We start from the raw sequence: 15,531 nt of genomic DNA, 5'->3' as shown, positions 1-15,531 counted from the left end.
CAATTTTGTTAACTTTACTCGATTCATATTTTCAGTTATACTCTCATTAGTATCTGGATTTATACTAAACAATATATTCAATAAATTAAAGGACTAACATGGAACCAATTAACCCACTTGCAATAATCACCTTAATAATCATAATCACTCCTCCATTATTGTTTATCGCAGGATTTAATCGTGTCAAAAAACCTAAAAACCCAAATCAAACAGCTCTTGCAGCCTATGGTCTATAGTCTCTGACTTGATTTCATATACTTTATCACTGAAACCCCAATCATAGATTATTGATCTCAAAAGTCTATCAATTTGTTTTTGATAGATAGCATTATTCCAGCGAAAGCCATCATCTTGTATAGGATTCTCGCGAAAATTCCATTGTTTTTTACTAGCGGGACTCATGCTTTGCATGGTCCCGACCTTTTTTGTGTCGGCATCACTAGCAAAACTTTGGTTTGCAGGATTCCTCTCCTCAAACATAATGGGCAAATAAATTATTTGATCATATTGCTGAGCTTGCTTATAAGCAGCTTGATAAAACTCTTCAGTCTTTTCAACGGTGCTAGTATTCCAAGACCAGCGCATGTAGTAAGCCCAAGCATCAATAGTGGACCTATCAGATATAAAACTCTCTGCTTTATTCTCTTCATAAATTTGTCGCATTAAAACATCATGGCGAAATTGATCAAGATCGCCCGTAATCGAATAAGGATTCTCAAACCCTCTTTCAGCACAGAGCTTACGAACTACTTCTTCTATTTTTGTATACTTAACTGAGATAGTTGAATCTTCAAATAGAGAATTTAAGAGAGTCGTTTTACCGACTCCAGCAGCTCCAATGATAGCTATCTTATTAAACCTGTTCCCAATCAAAATCAGGAGTCTCGCGTTGTTTACTAGTCAAAGTACATGAATCAACACCCATCATATCCATATTGGAGGCGCCGGGAGGCACTATTGGCCAGACATTCATCTCATAAGCCATCGGGAAATCAATTAGTGTAGCTGCCTCATCCTCAATTGCAGTTTTGATAATCTCTTCAACGTCAGCTCTTGTTTCTGGTTTGTATCCGCGCAAACCATAAGCCTCAACTAGTTTCACGAAATCAGGACTACCATGCTTAAGATCTACATGAGAATAGTGCTTATCATAAAAAAGATCTTGCCATTGCCTCACCATTCCAAGATTTTTGTTATTGAAAATACAATTGATTACTTTAAGATCATAAGCCTTAAGAGTTCCAAGTTCTTGCTGGCACATCTGAAAACTTCCATCACCGCTGATATTGACTACAATCTCATCTGATCTATCATTATCAGTTCCTTCTGAGTCCTTAAGCGCTGCAGCAGCTCCCATTGCAGCAGGCAAACCAAAGCCCATAGTTCCAGCCCCGCCACTGGTGAGCCATTTGCGCGGTCCGTTAATTTCGGCGTGTTGTGCTGCCCACATTTGATGCTGTCCTACATCAGTGGCATAAATAACTTTGTCGCCAGCTAATTTGTAGATAGTTTTAAGTATATGTTGCGGACTAATTAGTTCTTCTGCAATTGGATCATGATCAAGTGGATATTCTTCTTTCCACTCAGTGACCTTGTTTAACCATTCTTGGGTATCAGGTTTTTTCTCTTGTATTTTGGTAATCAATTCTTTAAGTACTGACTTGGCATCACCAACTATCGGTATATCAATATCATTGCGCATCTTCCGAATTTTGCCGACTTCAGCTGGGTCTATATCAATATGAATCACATCAGCGTCAGGCGCAAAAGTTGCAATCTTGCCAGTCACCCTATCATCAAAACGAACACCAATAGCTATCAATAGATCGCAGTTGTAAATAGAAAAATTGGCATAAGCAGTTCCATGCATTCCAAGCATGCCAAGAAACAATGGATGTTTGTGCGGGATTGCACCCTTGCCCTGCAATGTCGTAGTTACAGGAATATTGCATGACTCAACTAATTGCAAAAGTAGCTTGCTAGCATTTGAATTAATAACACCACCACCAGCATAAATCACAGGACGCCTTGCTGAGAGGATACGCATGGCTGCATTAGCAATTTGTTTTGGATTACCGTTGGTACGGGGGTTGTAGCCCTTGATATCAGGTTTAAAACTAGCGTCAATTCTATTTTCCTTCGTAACTAGAAACTCATCATTCAAAACATCTTTGGGCATATCAATCAAAACAGGACCAGGTCTACCTGTCTGGCAAATGTGAAACGCATGAGCAACAGCCTTGGCTAGGTTTTCTGGTTTTTTGACTAAGTAACTATGTTTAACAATCGGATATGTGATTCCAGTAATATCAGCTTCTTGAAAAAAATCTGTACCAATACCAAAAGTCGGTACTTGTCCGGTTAAACAAACAATCGGCACTGAGTCCATATACGCATCAGCAATTCCTGTAACTAAATTAGTAGCACCAGGTCCACTAGTTGCAAGTACCACTCCTGGTCTTCCAGCAACTTTGGCATAGCCCTCAGCTGCGTGAACTCCACCCTGCTCATGACGCACCAAAATATGCATCAACTCATCTTCGCCATAAAGCTCATCATAAAGTCCAAGTAAAACTCCACCAGGATATCCAAAGAATCTCTTGACACCTTGGCGCTTGAGTTCTTTGAGTAGTGACTTTGCACCAGTGCTAGTTTCGAGTTTTTCTGGCATTAGCTATATATATTAGCGTGTTTATAGAGGATCAACAAGTGATACAAGTAGATAACGTGATAAACAGTGCTGTCAGTTATGTCAGACTCCCAATAGACATCCTGCAAAACGAAGTTTGGTTAGTGATATCGACATAAAAAAGGGCGGAACGGTGCGAAGCACTAGTTCCATTAGTAAAGATAAAGGGGACTTTCGCAGGAAGTCTAATCAACCAAATCAGCATACAAAGCCGAACTAAGATATCTTTCACCATTAGAAGGAATAATTACAACAATCAGCTTGCCTTTATTCTCATGGCGTTTACCAAGTTGTATCGCAGCAGCAATTGCAGCTCCTGAACTAATACCACAAAGTATACCTTCTTTAATACCAGAAGCTCTTGCCGTCTTCATGGCAGTTTCACTATTAATTTGAATCACTTCATCAATAAGATCTACTTGCAAATTTCCTGGAATAAAACCAGCACCAATACCTTGGATCTTATGAGGACCAGGTTCACCACCACTGATTACCGGTGATTCTTCAGGTTCAACAGCAACTAGTTTAAAAGAGGGCTTTTTAGCTTTAAGTACAGTCGCAACTCCCGTTGCAGTTCCGCCAGTACCAACACCAGAGACAACAAAATCAACTTTGCCATCAGTGTCATTCCAAATCTCCAGAGCTGTAGTTTCTCTGTGTATTTTGGGATTAGCAGGGTTAGCAAATTGTTGAGGTAAGAATGAATCAGCAGTAGTCTCGCAAAGCTCTTTGGCTTTCTCAATTGCACCCTTCATGCCAAGTGCTCCCGGAGTAAGTACCAAATCAGCACCGTAGGCTTTGAGCAATTTGCGTCTTTCCATGCTCATAGTATCTGGCATTGTAAGAATGAGTTTATAGCCCTTGACAGCAGCTACTAGAGCTAAAGCGATTCCAGTATTACCACTAGTGGGTTCAATAATTGTAGTTTTGCCTGCAGTGATTAGTCCTGCCTTTTCAGCTTCATTAATCATCGAGTAACCAATTCTATCTTTGACAGATCCAGCTGGATTATAAAACTCAAGCTTGAGTACTATATCAGCGACCACATCAGCTTCCTTTGCCATCTTGTTAAGCCTGACAAGTGGTGTTTTTCCAATTAATTCAGAGATATCATTAGCTATTTTTGCGGTAGTTGTTGTCATAAATTGCAATTATAGCACCTTGCAAAGCTATAATTAGTCTTAGTTTGAGCCAAGAAACCACTAGCAAAGAAAAACAAGTACTGGAAATAATCCATAGAATCAAGGCAGCAATGGATTTTGAGATTAAGCATCAATATATCAACGCCATCGGCAATAGTGGAGATTTCAGGACCTTTATTCGAAATGAATGCCGCAAAGCAGTGCTGCTATATCCAGATAGTCAAAACTGGCAAAGTATCTTTGTCCTAATCGACCGCTATGCCTTTCTTGACCTACCTAGTCGTATGAATATTTGCAAGAAGGTAATCCATATTCTAAATGACTTAGAAGAATATTACAGTAGCGAAATAACTAAAGAAGAAATCACAAAACCACTCGTTGTAGAAGAAGAAATCATTGATCCAAGTCTTGATATCTCCAAGCTCAATATTCAATACTTCAAAGGTGTTGGACCGGCACTAGCTGCCAAGTTAAATAAACTCGGAGTAGCAACAATAGAAGATCTTTTGAACTACTTGCCGCGCGAACATATTTCATACTCAGAAATAACCAATATCAAAGACCTTCAAATTGATCAAGACGCAACAATCATGGGACGGATCAATCGTATTTCTGCTTTTAAAAGTCCACGTTCAAACCTGATCATATTAAGTATTTTTATTAAAGACACAAGTGGGCAAATCAAAATCAACAAATTCTTTCAAGGCAACTCTAGTCATTTCTATCTCAAACAATACAACGCACAATACCCAACTGGTGCTTTTTGTATCTGTGTCGGCAAGGTCAAAGCCGAAAAAAATTCCAATCAAAAAACCATCCATAACGCAGTAATAGAACTGATCTCAGATGATTTCAGTGAAGAGAATAGATCTGACAAAGCACATACCGCAAAAATAGTCCCAATATATCCTCTTACTGAAGGTGTTTCACTACTCAACTTACGTAAGATTATCCACAAAGCTCTCAAGTTATACAAAAATAATCTTCATGAATTCTTGCCTGGTTTTGTAATCAGCAAAAACAATTTAATCGCCTATGATCAAGCAATTGAAGAGATTCATTTCCCCTCAAGTCTAGAGATGAAAAATAGAGCAGCAACACGACTAATCTTTAATGAGATGTTTTTGATGCAACTTAGATTCATGCAGCTAAGACGACATTACAAAAAAGACAAACAGGGTATCAAATTCAATTGTTTTGAAAATGGGCTAGTAGACAAGTTCATCAATTCGCTACCATTTGAATTAACCTATGCTCAAACAAGGGTATTCTATCAAGAAATACTTCCAGACATGGTAAGTAGCCAGCCAATGCATAGATTACTACAAGGAGATGTTGGCTCCGGCAAAACAGTCGTTGCCTTTCTTTCACTGCTAGTTGCAGTCGCTGATGGTTATCAAGCTGCAATCATGGTACCAACTGAGATACTTGCTGAACAGCACTACAAGAAGTTCACAGAATGGGCACAAGCACTTGGGCTCAATATTGGACTTTTGCTTGGCAAGCAAGGTGTCAAGGTCAGAAGAGAAATACTTGCCGGAATCAAATCAGGCACTATAGATATTGTCGTTGGTACCCATGCACTAATACAAGAATCCGTTGAGTTTAACAATCTTGGCATTGTAGTAATTGACGAACAACATCGTTTCGGAGTTAAGCAAAGAGAGTTGCTTGCTCGTAAAGCTAGCCAAGCAGATGATAGACAACTTAGCCTCAAAAATAATGACAAAGAATTCGAATCCAAAAACAATATTAGCGTCGAAAAGCTCTTCATGACAGCAACTCCCATCCCGCGCACACTCACTCTTGCAATGCACGGAGATCTTGACATGTCAGAGATAGACGAGCTGCCAGCAGGCAGAAAAACAATTGAAACTCAAATTGTCGACAGAAAAGCAGATGCCTATAAACTAATCAAGTCAGAGCTTGACAAAGGTAATCAGGCATACATTGTATTTCCATTAATTGACGAATCAGAAACACTATCTGCCAAAGCAGCAACGGTAGAGTACGAAAGGCTTAGCAAAACAACTTTCAAGAATTATAGACTTGGATTACTACATGGCAAACTTAAAGATGACCAGAAAGACCAGATCATGCAAGAGTTTCGCAACAAAGAATTAGATATATTAATTGCAACAACAGTCATTGAAGTTGGTGTCGACGTGCCAGATGCAACAGTCATAATGATTGAATCATCAGAGCGTTTTGGCTTAGCGCAATTGCATCAACTAAGAGGTAGAGTCGGTCGTAATGACAAACAATCCTATTGCCTCTTGGCAAGCAGCTCATCCAGTCAAACAAGTAGAGAAAGACTAGCAATCATGGAAAAAACTAATAACGGATTCATCATTGCCCAAGAAGATCTAAGAATCCGCGGAGCTGGTGACATTATTGGGCTCAAGCAATCTGGGCTATCAGACACCGCCCTGCAAGGATTAGTAGATCAAGAAGAGCTGTTAGTCTATGCACGCAACTCAGCCAAACAATTAATAGACACTAATCCAGAGCTAGAAGGACTAGGTTTATTAGAGGATAAAATTAAGCAAAGATCTAATAATGTAATGGCTAATGCCGGTTAAATGCAAAACAAGCAAGATTTTCCTCTTTATGTTGTTTTATGAAACAACTCCACTTGCCAGTAGCTGGAGGGAAATGGGAAATTTGGATTTATAAATTAGAGTTCTTGCGAAACCCATAAATGGGTCCGAAAGAACTCTACCAAATTAAGCTCATCAGCTATTTTTTTGCAATTGAAAAATAATAAAGTTTTATAGTAAACCATGAATTTGACTTGAAAATGACCGGCAAAACTTTAATCGTCATTCCGTCAATCCTCCCAGAGCAAGCTCTCGAGTTTTCACTAGATTCAGAACAAACAAAATTAATATTACGGATATTTTTGAAGACCCACAATCGGTATCATGAATCTATAATTTAAACTCAATACAGAGTTTGATATTCAGACTTACAAAAAAGGTCGACATCACTAGCAAACTTCGTTGTGCGGAGGTCTAGTAGTTACAGCAAGAAAGGAACTAGCAATAAAGCAATGATATTAATAATCTTGATCATTGGGTTAATAGCCGGTCCAGCAGTATCTTTATAAGGATCACCAACAGTGTCACCAGTAATTGATGCTTTGTGGGCATCAGAACCTTTGCCACCGTGATTACCATCTTCAATATACTTCTTAGCATTGTCCCAAGCACCGCCACCAGAGGTCATAGAGATTGCAAGGAATAAACCAGTAACAATACTACCAACTAGAATTCCACCCATGATTCTTGCTGCGCCCATCGCTTCAAACTCATTTAAGAAGAACTTACCAATTAAGGCAATGATGATAGGAAGCAAAACAGGAATAAGAGCAGGTACTACCATTTCTTTAATTGCACCCTTAGTAACAATATCAACACAACTAGCATAATCAGGACGAGCTTTAAATTGCATGATGCCTTTGATTTCTTTAAATTGTCTTCTAACTTCTGTAACTACAGAACCAGCTACTTTACCAACTGCCATCATTGCAAGTGCACTAAATAAAAATGGAATCATTCCACCAATAAACAGTCCAGAAAGTACATAAGGGTCAGAAATATCAAAACTAGGAACTACTAGTTTACTAGTAACATCCGTTAGATTAAATTGGGTAATAGCCTTAACCAAGTCAGCTTGGAAACAAGCAAATAATACAATTGCGGCAAGTGCAGCAGAACCAATTGCATAGCCCTTAGTAACAGCTTTAGTAGTATTGCCAACAGCGTCAAGCGGGTCAGTGATTGCTCTTACGCTAGCGTCCATTCCTGCCATCTCAGCGATTCCACCAGCATTGTCAGTAATCGGACCATAAGAATCAAGCGCCACAATTATTCCAGCCATTGACAGCATACTCATTGCAGCAACTCCAACACCATAAACTCCAGCCCAAGTATAAGTAAGTAAAATAGCAGCAACAATAACTAATATCGGCAATGCAGTCGCTTCCATTGAAACAGCTAAACCAGCAATAATATTGGTCGCGTGTCCAGACTCAGAAGCTGCAGCAATCCTGCGTACAGGTGCATATTCAGTAGATGTATAGTACTCAGTAATTACAACAAAGAGTCCAGTTAAAACTAAACCAGCTAAAGCACATAAAAAATAATTAAACGATGGTTTCTCAAAACCGACCATCATGTTTTTGGTAATAAAATAAAATGCAATTGCAGCAACAGTCCCGCTAACAATCAGTCCTTTGTAAAGAGCTTTCATTACATTCTCGTCTTCACCCAATTTCACGAAGAAATTACCAATAATAGAAGCAACAATTGCAGCAGCTCCCATCGCTAGTGGATAAAGTACTGGAGCTAAATTACCAGCCTCGATTTGATGAGGGAAAACTAAAACACCAAGAAGCATTACAGCCGTTGCAGTAACAGCATAAGTCTCAAACAAGTCAGCAGCCATTCCAGCGCAGTCACCTACATTGTCACCAACGTTGTCAGCAATTACAGCAGGATTGCGAGGATCATCCTCTGGAATTCCTGCTTCAACCTTGCCAACTAAGTCAGCACCAACATCAGCAGCCTTAGTGAAAATTCCACCACCCAATCTCGCAAAAACAGAAATCAAACTAGATCCAAATGCAAGTCCAACTAAAGAAGCTACATTCTCTTCAACGTTGCCTGGGTTAGTGATCATAAGGTACTGATAAAAACCAGCAACACCAAGTAAACCAAGACCAACAACAAGTAAACCAGTAACAGCACCACCGCGAAAACTCACATCAAGAGCATCCTTCATACTAATAGTAGCTGCTTGTGCAGTTCTGATATTTGCCTTGACTGAAACATTCATTCCAATAAATCCAGCCAAACCACTTAAAATCGCACCAACTAAAAATCCTATCGCCATTGTGGTGCCGAGGAAATAACCAATAAGGACAGCTAAAACTAATCCAACCATTGCCACTGTTTTATATTGGCGATTAAGAAAGGCCTCTGCACCATCTTGAATGGCGGCGGCTATCTCTTTCATAGCGGCGGTACCCGTGTCTAACTTATATATCCAAAATGCATATCCAAGTCCAAAAATTATTGCCAAAATTGCGGCTACTATTGCTATAACTACGATGTTTTCCATAAGCTTCTTAACTTTATCATATAAAAAATAATTCAAAAATCAAAATTTTATGAGTAATGAATAAGATAATACGGTCATCCTCAAAAAAAACAAATATTTTCTAAATCAAGTTCGAAAACTCGACTTAGAGTTATTATAAAGTGATACTAAAGGAACAAGTATATGACTTTAACGATTGAAGATACCCAAAGCAAAATGGACAAGGCGATAGAAGCACTCGAAAGAGAATTTCAAGCAATTAGAACTGGCAGAGCCAATCCCACAATACTTGATAGAGTTCAAGCAGATTATTACGGTAATCCAAGCCCAATAAAGGCAATGGCAAATATTAGTGTTCAAGACGGAAGAACAATAATTATTAATCCATTTGATAAATCTTCACTTAAGGATATTGAAAAAGCAATTAACGAAAGTGATCTTGGTTTAAATCCAAACAATGATGGCAACCGTATTATGATTAGCATTCCTGAACTTACAGGAGAACGCAGAAAAGAATTAGCTAAAACAGTTGGACAAGAAGCTGAAAAAGCCAAAGTATCAATTCGTAACGCTAGACGAGACGCAATGGATGGAATTAAAAAATCAGACGAAGGTTCTGAAGATGACAAAAAACGTCAGCAAGAAGAAGTACAAAAGCTTACTGACGATTTCATCAAACAAATTGAAGAAATGAGCAAGAAAAAAGAACAAGAGATACTAACAGTTTAAAACCATGAATAAAGATTTAAATATATACGTACTAATCAAGCAAGTGCCTGACACCAAATCGAAAGCTGGAGTTAACGCAGACGGTACTATTGATAGAGCCAAAGCTGGCAAGATGCTCAATCCCTTTGATGCATATGCAATGCAAGCTGCAATTGACGCTAAAGCAATGGGCGGCCCCAATTCTAAGATCACAGCTGTGACAATGGGTCCTCCACCAGCAATCGCAATTCTATATCAAGCTCTAGAGCACGGTATCGACAAATCATGCATACTTTCAGATCGTAAACTAGCAGCTTCTGATACTTTGGCAACTGCTTATGCTTTATCGCAAACTCTCGCCTACCTTCAAGAAAAAGACGGACCGGCTGATTTAGTATTCTGCGGATTGCAGACAACCGACGGAGATACAGCACAAGTGGGACCTGAGATTTGTGAACGTATGGACCTTACCCAAATCACATACTGTGAGGGTTTTGAAATTAGAAACAATTTGGTTCATGCACGCAAGGTGATCGAAGGAGGGGCGATGGAAGTCGAGGCTGACTTGCCAGCTTTAATTACAATTGCAAATAGTTACAATCGTCTAGAGCACAAGACATTTCGCGGGGCTAAGTTCGTTCAAGAAGTCAAACGTAATGAAGCAATGCAAAAACAATTCGTTGAAATAATTGACCTGGCTGACTGCAAAGCTGAAGACGCAAGATGTGGTCTACCTGGCTCACCAACTATTGTTTCAGCAACTTGGAAAATAGGAACGGTAGGTGGCAGTTGTAAAATGCACCAAGGTAAAAGCGCAGACCAATTAGTTAGTGAAGTAATTAACACAAACCAACAAACTATAAAGGAATATGCAAAGGCTTAAGGCTTTGCACTGGAGAATTTTAATGGCTAAAGAAGTACGAGCTCGTCAACATAGCCGTAACAACAAACTGGAAACTGTTGAATTAAACAGAATAGAGGCTATGTCTAGCCGGGCGCATAACAAAGGAAGTAGCGAAAGCATACTGGAGAATTTTAATGGCTAAGGAAGTATTGGTTATAGCGGAACAAGTAGATGGCATTATTGCCAACGTAACTCTTGAATTACTTGGAGAAGGAAAAAAATTAGCAAAGAAGCTAGATGCACCTCTTAGTTGTTTTATTCTTGGTCACAATATTGACAGCCAAGTAGACAGAGTAATTGCAGCAGGTGCTGACAAAGTCTACGTAGCAGATCATCCTGAACTTGCTGAATACAAAACACTTCCTTATAGACGTGTGATTATTGATGAGATCAACACTTGGAGCACACCACCGCATACTATGCTCATGGGTTCAACTACCTCTGGTAGAGACCTTGCTCCGCGCATCGCAGCCTACTTTGAAACTGGATTAACGGCTGATACTATCGAATTAGATATTGGACCTTACGAACACAAAGCCGGAGTGGATAAATCCAAAATCGGCTATTTCCCAGAATGTCTTTATGCAAACAGACCAAGTTTTGGTGAATCACTCAAGGCGCGCATCTTGGGACCATGGAAAGATCCACAAATGGCAACGATAAGACCAGGCGTATTTCCGCTTCCTGAGATGGTTTCAAAGCCCAGATCAGAAGTTACCAAAATCAAAAACGTAGAAATTAAGATACTAGACTCCGACAATAGAGTAAGAATCAGTAAAATCCTAAGAGAAGCAGGTAGCAAGATTGATATAACTGAAGCTGATGTAATTATTGCTGGTGGCTTTGGACTTGGTTCAATTGAAGGATTTAAATTACTTCAAGAACTTGCTGATTGTTTTGAAAACTCAGTTGTAGCAGCTTCACGCAAAGCTGTTGACTTGGGCTGGATCACTTATCCATATCAAGTAGGTCAAACTGGCAAAACAGTAAGACCAAAGATATATATTGCTTGCGGGATTTCTGGAGCATTGCAACACAGAGTTGGAATGCAAAAATCAGACTTGATTATTGCAATCAATAAAGATCCAGATGCAGCAATTTTTTCATTTGCTCACCACGGCATAGTTGGTGATCTATATCACGTAATTCCTGAAATGATTTCACAAATCAAAGCTAGTAAAAAGGAGCCCGCATTGGCGTAAAACAAGATGGCAACTAAAACACAAGACAAAATAGAACAAAACACTAATAAAAAACAAGAACCAATCACATATGATCTTGTACTAGTTGGTGGCAGCCCTTCCAACCTAACAATGGCTCACAGGCTTTGTGACTTGGCGAGAACTAAACCAGAGATGCATATCTCGGTGGCTATTCTTGAAAAAGCAGAAGAATTTGGTGCTCATATAGTTTCAGGTGCTGTAGTTAACAAAACTATTTTTGATAAGGTCTATCCTAATCATGTCGCTGATGGCATGCCAATAGAGTCCATTTGTAAAGAAAGTCATTTTTCTATTTTGAGCGAAAACGCCAAGTGGGATGTTCCTTCAGTTATTACTCGTGCTGCTTTGCCTGATTTTGTCAAAGACGGTTACTACGTGCTGACACTTTCAGCCGTTGTTGAATGGATGGCTCAAACTCTTGTCACTAAAGCAAATGAAATACCAAATATTACAGTTGATATGTTCCCTGGCTTTGCAGCTCACGAAGCAATCATTGAGGATGACAAGGTCATTGGAGTGCGTGTTGGCAAGACTGGTGATCCAGTCGAAGACAATGTATACGCCTCTATTATTGCATTTGGTGACAAAGGATTTTTGTCAAAAGATATCATTAAGCATTTTAATTTAGAAGGCAACCCACAGCTTTGGTCAGTTGGCGTTAAGGAGACCTGGAAACTAGCCGAGGAGACTCCATGCATGAAGGGCAAGGTTTATCATAGTCTTGGTTACCCAACACTAGATGGTACTCTTGGTGGTGGATTTGTTTATGGCTTAGATCACAAACGTCTGACTATTGGATTGGTGATTTCACTTGATTCCAAGAACCCCAATATTCATCCACAAAAACAATTACAAGAATACAAAAAACATCCTTGGTTACAAAAACTTCTCAAAGGAGCTGAACTACTTAATTATGGAGCGGCAGTTTTACCAGAAGGTGGTCTTGCTAGTCTTCCAAAACAGTTTCAAACTAATGGCTCATTATTACTTGGTGACGCGCTTGGCTTACTTGACATGAAATCATTAGCGGGTGTTGACAAAGCACTTGAGTCAGGCTATCTAGCTGCTCAAACGGCTTTCAATGCACTACAGACAAGAGATTTTTCTGCTAATAGTTTATCGACATATCAAGAAGATTTGATGCACTCCCCGTTCATGGACAAGTTCAAAGCTAACAAGTATTTCCGTAAAGCATTTTTGGATAACCCTGAACTTCTAAGTGAATTCTTACCTAAGTTCCTTAAAGGAATTGAACTAACTAACGTACCCTTGATTGGTGGCTTGCTTGGACCTCTTGTTGGAGCACTTATAGTTGGACTTTCTAGTCCAATTAAAGCTTTGGCACAGACCATTGATGCTGGAGTCAAAATGAATGCACCTGATGATGTGAAAGAAGAGATTGTTTACAAAGCTGGCTACAAAGCAATCAACCCGAACTTCTCTAAAGAACTAATTAAACGTAATCAGGGTAGACAGGAATTCGACAAAACTACCATCTACTCGCGTGAAGATGCTGTTTTCTATGCTCAAACTAAATACATTGAACATCCAGAACATATTGATGAATTTAGTGCTGACACTTGCTTGAAGTGCATCAATAAATATGATGCCGTCAAACTCGACGTACCTTGCGTCTCTGACTGTACTGCTGAAGTTCACAGACTTGATATAAGTGGAGAAGGAATCAAAGTCCACGGTATGTCACTAGAAAACTGTGTACAATGCCGCACTTGTGAATTGATTTGTCCTGAACAAAACCTAAGAGTTAACCCTGCTTATGCCGGTGCTGGTCCTGATTTTAGGGGTTTATAATCCATATTTTAATATCAGCATCTGGCTCGGCAGCAAAAGTACCCCACTCACCATTAGAACCATCAAATAATACGATATTTTTATCATCAGAGAAATCAAGATTGACTTTTCCTATAGAAACATCATCATAAAAATCACTAGTTTGAGAAATGAGGATTGTTTTACCAACTATTGTCTGTAATTTAATAAGTAACTCAGTCTCACCAGAACCAATAATTAAATCAGCTGTTCTCGTTGACTCAAGATCATCTCGCTGATCAAGCAGAGAATCTTTATTTTGCGCCAAAGACTCCTCTTCAATTCTATTTCTAATTTGCCACCTCAGTAGACAAAGAGTGCTAGAGTTCAACTCTGGTAACGTTTTATCAGAGCGAGTTTTAGCTTGAGTAGCTTCAGTATCAGGCAATAAATTACAAACTCTACCACTAGCTGTATTGTTATTCCTAATATGAAATAGTCGTTGATTCTCGCGATTAACACGTATTAATCTATTAATAGGGCTTTTAGTTCTTAAGCCACTAGCCACTTTTGATCTTCCAGCAGAAGAGCGTATATGCTTGAGATGATCTATTGTTGTTCTTGGCATTAATTTGAGCTACTCTAATCTTAAGGCAATATAAAGACATTAGCAAGACAATAGTCAAAATAGAGAAGGATATACTAGTCAGTTACTTGAAAAAGTTTCATAATACTTGACCAATGCGTAAATACCTGCTATTATTGTAAATATGAATAGAATTAATCAATTTAGATTCCATCCACTATTTCAACACGAGATTGACTCCCATCAAAATCCAGTGACAATTAGCTCTATTGTGGAGGTGCACAATCAAGGACCTCGTAAGTTACGAATAAATTATCAAGAATCAGGTAAATTAAATATTCTTGAAATATTTTTCACAAGTAATAGTATCAAAGGCAAGAAATACCCTGAAGCTCAGTTAGAGAATATTAAAATCAATGGTAAAGACGCAGAATTAAAGGCACTAAGCGATGTAGCTAAAACAGAAATTTACATTGCATTAAAACCAGAAAGGGACTCTAAAGAGGCAAAAAAATTAGCAGGAACACAACTTGATGATCCAGTGATTAGAGATCTTGCAACAACATACTTTGCTAAAACAACTAGAGTCCATCAGCAGATGAGTGATAATTCAAGTCAGCTTGCAAAATCATTAGCTAGCCGAGCAAGACTTTTAACAAGTATATAGTCTAATTATTGTCCAACTTTCTTCGTCAAGTAATTCTCAAACATCTGATTGACAGCAACTTGATCGGTTAATTTTTTGACTCTTGCTTCAACTGCAGCTTCATCACTTATGACTTGTTTCATTTGGGTATCTTTAACCATGTACTTGACTTTATTCATCAGCCCCTTTGCTGAAGTGGGTTCTAGCCCTTGTTCTTCTAAAGCAGTCTTGGCTTCTTGAAGTATTATTCTACGATTGTGTATGTTAGCAAGTTCATTTTGTCTAAGATGATTTAATGCCTGACTTTGCTTCTCTCGTTTTACGTGAACTTCATGGAGTTGTTTTTTCAAAGCTGTTTCATCTAATTTATCAATGTTGTCAACTTCAGCCTTGATCTGTTGAGCATTTTCAAACTTCGATAAGACCTTGGCATCTTTGAGAGGTTCAAGCCTTGGTTGAATGATCACGGCAGCAGCTTTTTCAACTATTTGCTTTTTGTGTTCTTTATTTTCTTTGTGTTTTTTGTGCTTGCGAGCAGATACAGGAGGCGCAGCACTAAAGGCTAATACAATAATCAAAACTAGATTAAATAATTTCATATTTTCATCCTAACACAAAAAAAAGCCCTCTTGGCATAAGAGGGCTTTTAAAACAAAGAAATTAATCCTTATAGAATATATCTTGAAATCAAGAACCAGGCATTGCCGTCATAGACAAATTCATACGCTTCTGTTGCTTGAAGAGTACGAGTTGAACCAGG

At 38.8% G+C, this 15,531-nt stretch carries 13 protein-coding genes; 7 read left to right on the top strand and 6 right to left on the bottom strand.

Annotation, left to right across the window (positions count from 1 at the left end):
• Window positions 1-192 precede the first annotated feature (192 nt).
• The 3 genes from O3C63_02495 to cysK form a co-directional block, all read right to left on the bottom strand.
• Window positions 193-873, bottom strand: a complete 681-nt coding sequence (locus O3C63_02495; GenBank protein ID MDA0771791.1) for an AAA family ATPase — start codon at window positions 871-873, stop codon at window positions 193-195.
• Complete coding sequence (gene ilvB / locus O3C63_02490; GenBank protein ID MDA0771790.1) at window positions 854-2,671, bottom strand: biosynthetic-type acetolactate synthase large subunit; 1,818 nt, start codon at window positions 2,669-2,671, stop codon at window positions 854-856. The genes O3C63_02495 and ilvB overlap by 20 nt, the downstream gene beginning before the upstream one ends.
• 203 nt (window positions 2,672-2,874) lie before the next feature.
• Window positions 2,875-3,831, bottom strand: a complete 957-nt coding sequence (gene cysK, locus O3C63_02485; GenBank protein MDA0771789.1) for a cysteine synthase A — start codon at window positions 3,829-3,831, stop codon at window positions 2,875-2,877.
• Between the two features lie 44 nt (window positions 3,832-3,875).
• Between cysK and recG the strand changes: the two genes are divergently transcribed.
• Window positions 3,876-6,413, top strand: coding sequence for an ATP-dependent DNA helicase RecG (gene recG / locus O3C63_02480; protein MDA0771788.1), 2,538 nt, complete (start codon window positions 3,876-3,878; stop codon window positions 6,411-6,413).
• Between the two features lie 439 nt (window positions 6,414-6,852).
• On the opposite strand, the gene O3C63_02475 is transcribed toward recG, so the two are convergent.
• The gene (locus O3C63_02475) at window positions 6,853-8,955 is read right to left on the bottom strand and encodes a sodium-translocating pyrophosphatase (protein ID MDA0771787.1); all 2,103 of its coding nucleotides are present in this window, start codon (window positions 8,953-8,955) and stop codon (window positions 6,853-6,855) included.
• A gap of 162 nt (window positions 8,956-9,117) precedes the next feature.
• On the opposite strand from O3C63_02475, the gene frr reads away from it, so the two are divergent.
• Genes frr through O3C63_02450 form a run of 5 tightly spaced genes read left to right on the top strand, consistent with a single transcriptional unit; the run spans window position 9,118 to window position 13,581 of the window.
• Entirely contained in the window at window positions 9,118-9,663 is a 546-nt protein-coding gene (gene frr, locus O3C63_02470) for a ribosome recycling factor (GenBank protein MDA0771786.1), read from the top strand.
• A gap of 4 nt (window positions 9,664-9,667) precedes the next feature.
• Window positions 9,668-10,525 carry an electron transfer flavoprotein subunit beta/FixA family protein gene (locus tag O3C63_02465; protein MDA0771785.1) on the top strand — a complete coding sequence of 286 codons (858 nt, stop codon included), beginning with the start codon at window positions 9,668-9,670 and terminating at the stop codon, window positions 10,523-10,525.
• 22 nt (window positions 10,526-10,547) lie between these two features.
• Window positions 10,548-10,688 (top strand): hypothetical protein, encoded by a 141-nt coding sequence (locus tag O3C63_02460; protein MDA0771784.1) that lies wholly within the window; start codon window positions 10,548-10,550, stop codon window positions 10,686-10,688.
• A complete protein-coding gene (locus O3C63_02455; GenBank protein ID MDA0771783.1) occupies window positions 10,681-11,748 on the top strand; it encodes an electron transfer flavoprotein subunit alpha/FixB family protein in 1,068 nt (355 codons plus the stop codon). The genes O3C63_02460 and O3C63_02455 overlap by 8 nt, the downstream gene beginning before the upstream one ends.
• Before the next feature lie 6 nt (window positions 11,749-11,754).
• Window positions 11,755-13,581, top strand: coding sequence for a 4Fe-4S dicluster domain-containing protein (locus O3C63_02450; protein ID MDA0771782.1), 1,827 nt, complete (start codon window positions 11,755-11,757; stop codon window positions 13,579-13,581).
• Here the strand turns inward: O3C63_02450 and O3C63_02445 are convergent.
• Window positions 13,568-14,167 carry a hypothetical protein gene (locus O3C63_02445; GenBank protein MDA0771781.1) on the bottom strand — a complete coding sequence of 200 codons (600 nt, stop codon included), beginning with the start codon at window positions 14,165-14,167 and terminating at the stop codon, window positions 13,568-13,570. The genes O3C63_02450 and O3C63_02445 overlap by 14 nt on opposite strands.
• A 142-nt stretch (window positions 14,168-14,309) precedes the next feature.
• Between O3C63_02445 and O3C63_02440 the strand changes: the two genes are divergently transcribed.
• Entirely contained in the window at window positions 14,310-14,792 is a 483-nt protein-coding gene (locus tag O3C63_02440; GenBank protein MDA0771780.1) for a hypothetical protein, read from the top strand.
• A gap of 5 nt (window positions 14,793-14,797) precedes the next feature.
• Here O3C63_02440 and O3C63_02435 read toward each other — a convergent pair whose 3' ends face one another.
• Window positions 14,798-15,370, bottom strand: coding sequence for a hypothetical protein (locus tag O3C63_02435; protein MDA0771779.1), 573 nt, complete (start codon window positions 15,368-15,370; stop codon window positions 14,798-14,800).
• Window positions 15,371-15,531 lie beyond the last annotated feature (161 nt).

It is taken from the genome of Cyanobacteriota bacterium (genome assembly GCA_027618255.1).
Classification (GTDB): Bacteria; Cyanobacteriota; Vampirovibrionia; order LMEP-6097; family LMEP-6097; genus JABHOV01.
Note: the sequence above shows the minus strand (reverse complement) of the source record. Positions and strands in the feature narration are given on the sequence as shown.